Origin of the sequence: Paracidovorax avenae ATCC 19860 (assembly GCF_000176855.2) — a bacterium.
GTDB lineage: Bacteria > Pseudomonadota > Gammaproteobacteria > Burkholderiales > Burkholderiaceae_C > Paracidovorax > Paracidovorax avenae.
The window spans coordinates 5,375,789-5,388,912 of sequence record NC_015138.1 but is presented as its reverse complement, the minus strand read 5'-3'; the positions used below and the strand labels follow the sequence as shown (position 1 = coordinate 5,388,912).

The window sequence follows — 13,124 nt, the reverse complement described above, 5'->3', positions numbered from 1 at the left end:
CGCGCGCCGCGAGCAGGTCTCCCGCCCGAAAAATACAATCCCGGGCATGACAGCCTCCCCCAAGCAGCGCATCGTCGTCGGCCTCTCCGGCGGCGTGGATTCCGCGGTGACCGCCCATCTCCTGAAGCAGCAGGGCCACGAAGTCGTGGGCATCTTCATGAAGAACTGGGAGGACGACGACGACAGCGAGTACTGTTCCTCCAACGTCGATTTCGTCGATGCCGCGGCCGTGGCCGACGTGATCGGCATCGAGATCGAGCACGTCAACTTCGCCGCCGAGTACAAGGATCGCGTGTTCGCCGAGTTCCTGCGCGAGTACGAGGCCGGCCGCACGCCCAATCCGGACGTGCTCTGCAACGCCGAGATCAAGTTCAAGGCCTTCCTGGACCACGCCATGCGCGTGGGCGCCGAGAAAATCGCCACCGGCCATTACGCCCGTGTCCGCCGCGTTGCGGCAGATCCGGGCGCCATGTCCGGGAGGCATGACAGGATGGAATCGCACGCGACCGCGTGCGATAGCGCGCAGGATCCTCATTGGCGGTACGAGTTGCTAAAGGGGCTGGACCCGGCCAAGGACCAGAGCTATTTCCTGCACCGCCTGAACCAGGCGCAGCTCTCGCGCACGCTGTTTCCCGTGGGCGAGCTGCGCAAGACCGAGGTGCGCCGCATCGCGGAAGAGATCGGCCTGCCCAACGCGAAGAAGAAGGACTCCACCGGCATCTGCTTCATCGGGGAGCGGCCGTTCCGCGAGTTCCTGAACCGCTACATCCAGCACGCGCCGGGCCCGATCCTCGATGACCGGGGGCGCAAGCTGGGGCAGCACGTGGGCCTCTCGTTCTACACGCTGGGCCAGCGCCAGGGCCTGGGCATCGGCGGCGTGAAGGAAAAAGGCGCGCAGCGCGGCGGCGGCGAGCACGCGCCGTGGTTCGTGGCGCGCAAGGAGGTCGAACGCAACGTGCTGCGCGTGGTGCAGGGGCACGACCATCCCTGGCTGCTGTCGCACACGCTGCAGGCCACCGATGCGAGCTGGGTGGCGGGCCGGCCGCCAGCCGCCGGCGCCTGCGCGGCCAAGACGCGCTACCGGCAGCAGGATGCGGCCTGCACGGTCACGCCGGCGGAGGGGGGGGATTTCGCGCTCGCGTTTCCGGAGGCCCAGTGGGCGGTGACGCCCGGGCAGAGCGCGGTGCTCTACGACGGCGAGGTGTGCCTGGGGGGCGGGGTAATCACCGCCGCTGGAGGCTCCGCCGATCTTTCGTGAAGAGTGCCTAACAAAAGGATACAGAATTCTCGTACGTAACTGAGACGTACGCCATCTTCCGCCGCGCCTTTCGCTTACGATCCCCGCCCATTAACACAACAATATCTGCCCTCCAGGGAGCGAGGGCGAAAAAATGGGGGAATCCGCATGGCGGAAGGGAGAGATGCACTCCAGGCCAACGGCGGGCCGGGAGCGCAGGCGCCGCAATCGATGCGCCTTATTGCGAATTTGCACCAGTTCGCGACTGATGTGGCGCCGCCGGCGCATCACCTAGAGCGCTCACCGCGCCCACCATCCAGCGCCGCGGCCTTGGCGAGCGCCGCACAAAGCCTCGGGTCCCGGGCCCGCCTTCATGAAGCCCTCGCCGCGCTCGCGCAAGCGCGGCAGGCGCGCACGTCCTATTTCGCAGAAACCTACCGCACCTTGAGCGAGCAGCGGGCCCAGGCCGAGCTCAATCGCAAACAGAACGCGCAGGAGCTCTCCAAGGCCGAGCGACGAGCTCCCCTTGAGCACAAAGACATCCGCCTCGCGCCTGGCATGAACCTCACGGCCGAGATCAAGACCGGACAGCGCCCGGGCCCCATCCAGAAGGCCGGCAGCGAAAGCCTGCGCGAGCGCTGAAGAGAACCAGATCGAGTTTCAAACACCAAGGAAGGGATGAAGACCATGAAGGACAGCAACACCGCACAAACCAACCTCGCTTCCGCGCTGCGCGCGGCCGGGGTGCGCGCAGCCACCGGCAGCGACGATGACACCGCAGCGCCGGCTGCCGGCAGCCCGGAGGGACCGCACGGTTCCCTGCACGATGCACTCGCCGCGGCGCGCGCGGCATTGCCACAGGCCTACGCCCTGTCGTCGCTGGATGGTGTGGAAACGGGAAGCCTCAAGCCCATCGCTCTGGCCGATGTCGGCGATGCGGGCGATGGATGGGGCAGCACGCGCCCCACGTTGTTCCAGCCGGAAGCGGGGGAAGGGCCGACCTTCGTGGCCGAGACCAAGCCCTGGAAGGTGGAGCCGGGCAGCGATGTCCTGGGCCCCGCCTCCGGCGCACTGGTGGCGGGCACCGATCTCGCGGCGGTGCTGAAGGGCGGGGCCATGGCATCGGCCGTTGGGGGGAATGGCGGCTCTGACCTCACCGATGCCCTGCAGGAAGCGACCCGGATGGTGGGTGGCACGGATGCGCTCGAAGGGGGCATGCAGCAGCTGGTCCAGGCGATGGCGGGGTTCGCGCCGCAGGCGGCAGGGGGGGCGCTGACGGTGTCGAGTGCGTTCCGGGATGCGCTGGGTGCTGTGGTTGCGAATCCGCTGGCCTAAGCCAGGGGCACGAGTGGATGGCTTCGCGCGGATGCGTTGAAGCCGAGGTACGCACATACGCCGGCGCGGTTGCCGGTTACGCAAAGCAGGGATTGCTATGAAAAACGACGCAGTACGAAAACTCAACGACGCGACGGCGACGCCGTCACGGTTTCAGTGGGTTTTGGCGAGGGAGACGGGCCTTGGTCAGTCGCGAGGATCGCGTATCAGCAAGCTTCTTCTGGCCGGCATGGCTCTCTGGCTCTGTGGCTGCGGGACGCTTCCGAACTCCGACGCCGTTGCAGCGGATGTCCCCGCATCAAAACAGCCTCAATCACTGAAGGAGCGCCAGCGCATCGCGGGTGAAATGTTCCGGGAGCGATGCAAGAAGGCGGGGGTGTTTATCCACAGGACTGTAGAGGACGTGGAAGGAGTTTTCTTGATGAAGCTTCGGCCCGATAAGATTAACTTTGGAAACCAGTATTTGATGGATGACCCCTATGGTCGTGATGTAACTGGCGATGGATATATTGAAGTATTTCTGAAGGATTTCTATGAATCCTGGAAAAAAACTACTTCGAGACCCCAGTCGCCTGGCGATATCAGAGGCTATGACTATGTCGAAGCAGTCGATCCAAAGGATGGAGTGAGGTATCGCTATAAAGGTACGGTAAAGGCAACTAGGAAGATGCAGGCTGATGCGCCAAATGTTCAGCTTGAATTGAGAAGAAATCCAAATTTCGATCTCAATATCTATGAATATATACTCGAAAGAAAGCCCTCGCCAGCTCCTCTCCCTCGCTATGGCGTTACCTATGACGACATATCAACCCGAGAGGAGCGCGATTATTGGATTGCCGGGAGCTCTTTGAGAGTGATCGACTTGCAAACCAATGAAGTCATCGCCGAGCGCATTGGTTACATGGTGGACTGGGCGCAGGGCATTTCTGTTGGAGGGCGCTCACCATGGTTGCTTGCCGCAGATAACGCATGCCCTGAGTTTGCACCGCAACGCGGCGCCACAGTTCAAGCGACTCAGACCGTTCGTTTTGTCAACAAGTCCCTTAAGCCCACGGGAGCGAAGCAATGACAGCACCAACTACTAAAGAATATCTGTCGTACGCTAATCTGCAGATGGCGGCTGAAGCCTTTATTCGAGATGAAGCAACGAAGCAGTTGAAGAACTCAGGCAGTTTGTACACTGATGCCTTGACCGCAGGCAACCTCCACGCTAGCCGCTTCGTAGCCAGTCAAGCCGAAAAATTCGCGGCAGAATGGGAAGTCCTGGATCAGTGCGCGAACACAACAACCGGATTCAGTGGCACGTTGTTCCGTAATCGAACGACCGGCGAGGTGGTCATGAGCTTCCGTTCAACGGAGTTTATCGACGACGCCGCCCGCGACAACAAGGCGACGAACGTGCTGGAGATCAAGGAGACCGGTTTCGCCTGGGGCCAGATCGCGGATATGCAGGCCTGGTACGCGAAGCTGAAGAGTGATCCGGCCCTGCTGGGCGGTGGCCAGGCATTCAGCGTCACTGGCTACAGCCTGGGCGGGCATCTGGCGACGGTCTTCAACCTGCTGAACCAGGATGCGGCGCAGCGCGTGGTGACCTTCAACGGCGCGGGCGTGGGTCGCGTCAACGATGGCACCCTGCAAAGTGCGGTCAACGAGTTCAACGACCTGCGCGGCAGCACCGATGCGCTGGCAGCGAAGTTCACCGAGCCGGGATTGGCGGACATCTACCGCGACTTCCAGGCGAAGCTGGCGGCGGGAACGATGACGGCCGCCCAGGCGCAGGCGGCCCTGAAGGCGCATTACTCCTCCTCCGAGACGGGCAATTCGGGCTTGACGGCCCAGGCCAGCATGCTCATGCGGGCGCTGAAGGAGATCCAGGCGATCGAGGACGAGGCCGTGCGCGTGACCACCCTGGTGCAGGGCGGGACGGGCGAGGGCGCGAATTCGAGGCCCAAGCAGGTGTTGCCCTCGGAGATCGCGGGCGTGGACCTGAACTACCGGCTGGCGATGCAGTACGCTGCCAGGCATACCCTGTCCGCGTCCGTCGTGTCAGGGGCCACGCGCGGCTTCGGCGACAAGCAGTACGACGGCCGCCTCGCCAACCAGTACGACGTGGTGGGAGACACGACGCCTTCCGTCGTGGCCAACAGCCAGTGGCATTACGGGCAGGATGTGCGCATCGGCATCGAAGACCAGCCGCTCGTCCGCGGCGGGCTCGGCGGGGACATCCTCATGGATGCGATCGCGCTCAAGGACCCGGACCTGCTGGTGGACGGGTATGCGCTAAAGGACTTCGGCGACACGCACAGCCTGGTGCTGCTGGTCGATTCGCTGTCGGTGCAAAGCACCCTGCTTTCCCTGTTGCCGGAAGGCGAGCGCAGTGCGGACAATGTCCGCGCCTTGATGAAAACCGTCTACAAGGCCGCAACCTACCAAAAGCGCGTGGACGGTGACCTGATCTCTGGAAGTTCGCAGGGCAAGGCCGAAGGCGATCTGCTGGAAAACCTGGTGAATTCGCTGGCGGACATGCTGCTCGGCCCTGGAGCCCAGGCCGATCTCAAGGGCAACGCCGAAGGGGGCACCTGGGCGAGAACGGACGACCAGGACGGCTACATGGGGCGCAACCGCTTTTTCGCGGTGATCGAGGCGATCCAGAAGGGCATCGATGACATGCACCTTGCCGGCCAGTTCGGTCTCGCCACCACGGTGGACCGGCCGCTGGAGGCCAGCGCCCGCAGCGATTTCGGCGCCTACCTTGCCCTGCGCACCCTCAGCCCGTTCACGTTCAAGACCGCGCAGGCGTTGCAGGACGCCCAGGACGCCATCGGCAAGAAATGGGGTGCCGTCTATGACACCTGGAAGGCCGACCGCGCCGCGCTGGCGCAGACGGGCAGGACCGATGGGCTCCAGATCTCGGATGAGTGGTTGGCGGATCGCTCGGCCATGCTGGCCCGCAAGAACTGGTTCGGCACGAGCAACACCGATCCCTTGAATCTCTCCTACCGCCCTCCCAACGATGCGAGGACGGGCTCCGCGTACCAGATGGAGGACACGTTCTACGAGGATATGGAGAGCGGCTACAAGATCCGGCAGGGCGCGGTCACCAATGCCACGCGTTACATCACCTTCGGTGACGCGGCCGGCAATACGTTGACGGGCCGCAGAATGGCGGATCGCCTCTACGGTGGCGCCGGAGACGACATCCTGGACGGTGGAGAGGGTTCGGATTACCTGGAGGGCGGCAGCGGCCGGGACGTGTACCGCTTCAACGGGAAGTTCGGCCACGACGTGGTGCGGGACGAGGGCGGTGCGGGCGTGCTGGAGTTCGATGGCGCGGCCATGCCGCTGGAGGTGCGCAAGCGCTACGGTTCGGACGACAACTGGGAGTCCCTGGATGGGAAGTTCCTGTTCACGCGCGTGCCCGCCGACAGTGGCGGTGGGCGAACGGACTTGCACATCACCAAATACACCTCTGCCACCGACAAGACGGTGCAAGGCACCGTGACCATTCGCGGCTACAGCACAGGCGACTTCGGCCTGACGCTCGGAAGCACCGAGGAAGCAGTCTCCGACCTGGCCGGGCCCAAGTCGTCGCTCGTGGTGCTGGCGGCGGACCCGAGCGATCCGTCACTGCCCGCGGGGGAGGGAGTGGCGCGGCTTTTCGATTCCAAGGCGTCGCTGCGCTATACGGGCAAGGACGACGCAGCCAAGTGGGTGTTCGCATCGGAATCGGACGGAGGCCAGATCATCGAGACCGGCGCCGGAGATGACCGCATTTTCCTGGGCCGAACCTATGAGTCGCCCGAATACCAGGGCGCGGAGAACTGGGGACCGAAGGCCGGCGAGGACGAGGACCACGTGATCGCGGGCGCCGGCAACGATCTGGTGCTCACGGGGTATGGCAGCGACGTGATCGAGGGCGGCGACGGCGATGACCGGCTGTATTCCGCCATGATCGGCTACTACTCCCAGGTCAATGCCGACGGGAGCGCGGTGTCCAGGCATGGCGCCGTCGTGCAGAACCACGATCCCGATGACGCCGGCAGCTCTGACTGGGTGGACGGCGGGGCCGGCAATGACGAGATCCGCGGTGGAATGGGTGGCGACGTGCTGCTCGGTGGCACCGGCGACGACGGCATCGCGGGCATGGAAGGCGACGACCTGATCATCGGCGGCGAGGGCAACGACGGACTGTACGGAGACGGCGTCTATGACCCGCAGGCAACCGAGTTCATCGACGGAAAGATCGGCGCATACAACCACCGCGGCAACGACACGATTTACGGCGGTGCCGGCAAGGACTACATCGTGGGCGGTGTGGGCTCGGACCAGCTCTTCGGCGGCGAGGGCGATGACCAGATCTATGGCGACAACGATGGCCCTTTTGTGGCGACGGGCAACAACATCACCTGGATTCCAGGGCAGTACCACGGGGACGACACCATCGACGGCGGTGACGGCAACGACGGCATTCTCGGCGGGGGCGGCTCCGACGTGCTGCTGGGCGGTGCCGGCAATGACCTGATCCATGGCGACCAGTCCGACGTGATCCTGCTCGACGCCCAGTACCACGGCGATGACCGCATCGACGGTGGGGAGGGCAACGACATCCTGTACGGCGACGGCGGTGCCGACACGGTGATCGGCGGCGCGGGCGACGACTACCTGAACGGCGGGGAGGGCAACGACATCCTGTGGGGCGGTGCGGGCCAAGACCGGCTCTACGGCGGCCTGGGCGACGACGTCTATCGCTTCGAGAAGGGCGACATCGAGCAGGGGCGCAAGGAGATCATCGTGGACGAGGGCGGTACCGACCGCATCGAGTTCACCGCCGGCCTGTCCGCGCAGGACCTGTACGTCCGCCGCGTGGGCGGGGAGATCGTGCTGTCCATGGCCGGCGGCGGCAGCCTGGGCGTGCAGGGAGACATCCGGGTCATCGAATCCGTCCAGTTCTCGGATGGAACCCAGTGGTCTTCCGCCGATCTGGTGCGGGAAGCGACGCGCACTAGCGACGGAGGCGATACCGTCCAGACCGTGGTGGCCGATTCGGCCGTGGATGGCGGCAAGGGGGACGACAGCCTGACCGGCGACGACTGGAAGGACACCCTGCTGGGCGGTGCCGGCGATGACACCCTGCAGGGCAAGGGCGGGGACGATGTGCTGGACGGCGGCGCCGGCAATGACAAGATCATGGGCGGGAGCGGACGCGACACCGTGCTGTTCGGGCGCGGCGACGGCCGGGACGATTACTACGCGGGTGCGGCTGCGCAGGGGTCGGGCGATGTGCTGCGCCTGAAGGAGGGCGTGGCGCTTTCCGACCTGGTGCTGCTGCGCGCGCAGGACGATCTGGTCGTGCGCATCGCGGGTGGAACGGACCAGTTGATCGCACACTCGGCGTTTTCGACGCAAGCGCTGGACCGGCTGGAATTCGCGGACGGCAGCGTGGTCGCGCTGGCGGATCTGAAGCTCGCATCCGGGCAGTCGCAGGCCACGGAGGGTAACGACGTGATCTACCTGCCCGCGGGCGGAGATACCGTGAATGCCCTGGGGGGCAACGACACGGTGCAGGGCGGAGCGGGCAATGACACCATCGATGGCGGCGAGGGTGACGATCTGCTGAGAGGCGATGCCGGCAACGACGTGCTCACGGATTTCCGGGGGGATAACACCTTTGATGGCGGAGATGGCGACGATCGCATCACCGGGACAGGTTCGTCTGTTTACGCCGGAGCGGGCAACGATACCGTGGACGTGCCGGATGCCACGCTGATGCTCGGCACCGGTGACGATACGGTGGTGCTGCGCAAGGCCTCCGGTGCACCTAACCGCTATGCGCGGCTGATCGACGGCGACCTGGGTGCAACCGCCCAGCGCACCATTCGGTTCGCGTCAGGTATCGCCCCGTCGGATGTGGCGTTCTCGAGTGTGTCCACACAGGGCCGCAAGGACCTGCGGGTCACCTGGCCTGGCGCTACGGCGGATCGCCCGCAGGCGCTGCATGTCGAGGGCTTCATGGATTTCTCGCAGGCTGCACGGGCGGGCTTCCGCTTCGTGTTCGAGGATGCGCCGGACACCGTGTGGAGCTTCGACGACGTTTTCCGGCGTGCGAATTCCGGCACGCCCGGCGACGACGCGCTGCGGGGAACGGATGCGGACGACACCCTGTCCGGGCTGGCCGGCAACGATACCATCGATGGCCTCGCGGGCAACGATGTGCTCGATGGGGGCGCTGGATTCGATACGCTGCGTGGCGGGACCGGCAACGACGTTCTGAGGGCCGGCGAGGGAGGACCTGGCGGGACGGATGTGCTCTATGGCGACGATGGGGACGATACGCTGTATGCCGCTGTCGGCGGAGCATCGACGGAGATGCGTGGCGGCGCCGGGGCCGATACCTTCCATGTGGGAGCGGGCGGTGGCACGCACACGATCATGCGCGACGATGCGGTGGCGCAGGACGTGCTGGAGTTCGACGCGTCCATCGCTCCGGGCGACGTGAGGGTGCGCCGTTCTGGAGACGGGGCTGCATTGCAGGTCAAGGATCCGGTGACAGGGGCGGTGCGCACCACGGTGATGATCGTGGGCCTCTTTGCCACCGCGCAACCCGGCGGCGTGGCCAAGGTGCGCTTCGCGGGCGACCCATCCACGGTGTGGACCGTGGAGGATCTGCGCCAGCGGGCCCTGATCGGTGAGAAGACGGCCGACGAGCTGGCAGGCTTCGACTTTGCCGACGACCTCTTGACGGGCGGCGCCGGAAACGATGTTCTCGCAGGCCAGGGCGGCAACGACGTGTACCTGTACCGCCCGGGCGATGGCCGCGACGTGATCACCGAAACCAGCGGCAACGACACCCTGCGCTTCGGCGCCGGCATCTCTGCTGCCGATGTACGCCTGGTGCGTACGTCCAGCACACCGGCGGATTGGAGAGGCGAATCCACATACTACAAGGCCACCGACACACTCGTCGTGGCCTTGCCCGACGGGGGACAGGTATGGATTCCCGGATTCTTCACGGAGGCCGGTGCCCTGGAGACCTTCGAGTTCGCCGATGGCACGCGATGGAATGCGCAGGACATCCAGGCCCGCATCACCGATGTGCGCGGCACGGCCAACGCACAGCAGGGCTCCACGTCCGACGATATCTACACGGTGGACCACCCGGACGATTCCGTGGCGGAAGGCGCGAACCAGGGGCAGGACATCATCCGCAGTTCCGTGTCCTACACGTTGCCCGACAACGTCGAGAACCTCACGCTCACCGGTACGCTGGATATCGCCGGCATCGGCAACGGCGTCGGCAATGTCATTGTCGGCAACGCAGGCAACAACGTGCTCAACGGGATGGGGGGTATCGACCGCCTGGAGGGCGGGGCGGGCGATGACGTCTATGTGGACCTCAACTACAACCCGTACAACTCCGATCAGGACCAGATCGTCGAGCAGGCCGGTGGCGGCTACGACACCCTGCTGCTGGATGCCCAGAGCCGCAGGCTGCCGGACAACGTCGAAAAGCTCGTGCTGGTCGATTGGTCGAATAGCGTTCGACGGTTTTCCACCAATCCCTTCTTCGGCTTTCAGCATTCCTACCGCGCCTACGACGCGCAGAGCGACGACACGAGGGTGTGGCTCGGAGGTAACTCCCAGGACAACGTCATCGATGCCACCAATGAGGGGCGCATTTCCCAAGCCATGATGCGCGACCGCTCCAGCTACTTCGGCGGCGTGGTGCTGGACGGTGGCGAGGGCAACGACACGATGATCGGTGGAGCGGAAGACAACTTCTACGTCGTGGACAGCCTGGGCGACAAGGTGATCGAGACGGGCGGAAAGGAGAGCCAGGACACGATCGTGTCCTCGCGCATCTCCGTGGACCTGGCTGGCCAGACCGGCATCGAGAACATCGAACTGCTGGGCTCCTCGGAGATATCGGCGACCGGCGACGACAACGCCAACACGATCCGCGGTTCGCGGAACACGGCCCGCAACGTCCTTGCGGGCAAGGGCGGCGACGACACCTACTACGTGGGGCTCAACGACGTGGTGGTCGAGACTGCCGGCGGCGGGACGGACCGTGTGATCCTGGATGTGACCGCCATGGGGCAGGCGGCCTGGCGATCCAGTGGGAAGGTATTCCACCTGGACGACTATGCGAACGTGGAGAACATCGCGGCCAATGGAAAGCTCCGCGGACAGGATGCGGCGCAGGGCATTCACCTGGTGGGCAACGCGGGCAACAACACCATCAGCGGATCGTTCCAGGATGACATCGTGGACGGCGGTGATGGCGATGACGTGGTGGAAGACCAGTACGCCGCCATCGTTCCCGGTGACGGCCCCGGCTATGTACCAATGGACCAGGATGAACTGAAGGGGGGTGCGGGGAACGACCGGCTGGTGAGCTATGCCGGCCTGGACACGATGGATGGAGGTGCGGGCGACGACGTTCTGGTCGGAGGCGATATCTATCTCTTCGGGCGCGGCGACGGAAACGACACGATCGAGTCCTGGACGGGAAGCGTGAATGGTGGCCGCACCCAGACGTTGCGCTTCAAGTCGGGTGTCGGCGCGCAGGATGTGCTGCTGCAGCGTGACGGCGACGCGCTGAAGGTGAGCCTGCGCGGGTCGCAGGATTCGATCACCGTCCGCTCGTTCTACAGCCAGAACGCGTCCGCAACCGGTGTGCGCCGCATCGAGTTCGCCGACGGTACCGCGTGGGGCTATGACACCTTGGTGCGCAGGGCGGACCCTACCGTGGTAAACCACGCACCGGTGCTCGCCTCGCCGCTGCCCGACGTGCGTGCCGCGGCCGGTACGGCGTTCCAGATGTCGGTACCTGCGGGAACCTTCACCGATCCCGACGCCAACGATGCGCTGGGTTACCGCGCAAGCCTGAAGGGCGGAGGCGCGTTGCCGTCCTGGCTTCGCTTCGATGCTGGAACTGGGTTGCTCAGTGGAACGCCTGCTGTGACGGATGCGGGGACCCTGGACGTGGTGTTGACCGCCTCCGATTCCATGGGGGCGGAGGTGTCTGACCAGTTCACGATCACGGTGGCGAGTCCTAATCGCGCGCCGGTCGTCAACGGCTACATACCGGAACAAGGCGCCACGAAGAACATGCCATTCCGTTTCACCATCCCGGACGGGTTGTTCGTGGATCCGGACGCGGGCGATCACCTCACCTTCAGCGTGAGCATGTCATACGGCGAGTGGCCTGCCTGGCTGACTTTCGATGCCGCCACGCGGACTTTCAGCGGCACCCCTGCGGCGATGGACGGAGGCAAGGACGCGCGCTTCATCGTGAGGGCGACGGACACCGCGGGTGGATGGAATGCCGCGGAGTTTTCGCTGTTCGTCAACCAGCCCCCCGAATCCCGCAAGACCATCGCTGCGCAATCGTTCAAGCAAGGATCGGCGTGGAGCTACACGGTACCGGCAGGTACGTTCGTCGATGACGACGCGGATGAGATCCTGACCTACAGCGCCTCGCTGTCGGACGGTGCCGCGCTGCCCGCCTGGCTGACGTTCGATGCCAAAACCCAGGCCTTCAAGGCCGGCAGCAATGCTCCGGTTGGAAGCTATGACATAGCGATCAAAGTCCAGGACTACTGGGGCGCCAGCGTGAGCCAGCGCTTCTCGATCACCGTCCAGGCCGGTGCCATCACCGGCACCTCCCGCAACGACACGCTGACCGGCACGAGCGGCAACGACACGATCGACGGGCTCGCTGGCGCCGACACCATGTCCGGCCTGGCGGGGGACGACACCTATATTGTGGACAACACCGGAGACAAGGTGGTCGAGTCGGCCAACGCCGGCACGGACACGGTGATGTCGAGTGTCACCTACACGCTGCCATCCAACGTGGAGAACCTCGTGCTCACCGGTTCCAGCGCGATCAACGGCACGGGCAACGCGTTGGACAACCGGCTCACCGGCAATGCGGGCGCCAACGTGCTGACGGGTGGCGCGGGCGCCGACTACCTGGATGGCGGGGCAGGGGCCGATACGCTGGCGGGTGGCCTGGGCAACGACACCTACTGGCTCGCGCGTGGCCACGGGACGGACACGGTCCAGGAGAACGACACGACCAGCGGCAACCTGGACACCGCGAAGTTCGCGGGCGACGTGTCCTCGCGCCAGTTGTGGTTCCGCAAATCGGGCAACAACCTGGAGGTGAGCGTCATCGGCACGAGCGACAAGTTCCTGGTGACCGATTGGTACCTGGGCTCGCGCTACCAGGTGGAGCGGTTCGAGGCCGGCGACGGCAAGGCGCTGCAGGCCAGCCAGGTGCAGAACCTCGTGCAGGCGATGGCATCGTTCTCACCGCCGGCCGCAGGGCAGACGCAGCTGCCGGCGAACTACCAGAGCAAGCTGGAGACGACCCTGGCGGCCAACTGGAAGTAAGCCCCAGCGCGCGGCCGTGGCGGCCGCGCTGCTGTCGTGCTTTGCAAATCCGGCCATTGCGGCGATCATGTTTCCCGCGGCGCCCGGCGCCGTGCCGGGCGCCCGCGCGCGCCCGTCTTTGCGCCCGAGAGAAACAAACATCGTTCACCCA

Annotated in this window: 5 protein-coding genes; all 5 read left to right on the top strand. The window is 65.1% G+C overall.

Annotation, left to right across the window (positions count from 1 at the left end):
- Positions 1–46: 46 nt before the first annotated feature.
- The 5 genes from mnmA (at position 47) to ACAV_RS23335 (ending at position 12,973) form a co-directional block, all read left to right on the top strand.
- Positions 47–1,258: a tRNA 2-thiouridine(34) synthase MnmA gene (gene mnmA / locus ACAV_RS23350; protein ID WP_013597044.1), complete on the top strand. Its 1,212-nt coding sequence runs from the start codon at positions 47–49 to the stop codon at positions 1,256–1,258.
- A gap of 147 nt (positions 1,259–1,405) precedes the next feature.
- Positions 1,406–1,879 (top strand): hypothetical protein, encoded by a 474-nt coding sequence (locus ACAV_RS25005; protein ID WP_013597043.1) that lies wholly within the window; start codon positions 1,406–1,408, stop codon positions 1,877–1,879.
- A 45-nt stretch (positions 1,880–1,924) separates the two neighbouring features.
- On the top strand, positions 1,925–2,572 hold the full coding sequence (locus tag ACAV_RS23340; RefSeq protein WP_041829459.1) for a hypothetical protein: 648 nt from the start codon (positions 1,925–1,927) through the stop codon (positions 2,570–2,572).
- Between the two features lie 97 nt (positions 2,573–2,669).
- Positions 2,670–3,641, top strand: coding sequence for a hypothetical protein (locus ACAV_RS24850; protein ID WP_013597041.1), 972 nt, complete (start codon positions 2,670–2,672; stop codon positions 3,639–3,641).
- A gap of 269 nt (positions 3,642–3,910) precedes the next feature.
- Positions 3,911–12,973, top strand: coding sequence for a putative Ig domain-containing protein (locus tag ACAV_RS23335; RefSeq protein WP_013597040.1), 9,063 nt, complete (start codon positions 3,911–3,913; stop codon positions 12,971–12,973).
- Positions 12,974–13,124 lie beyond the last annotated feature (151 nt).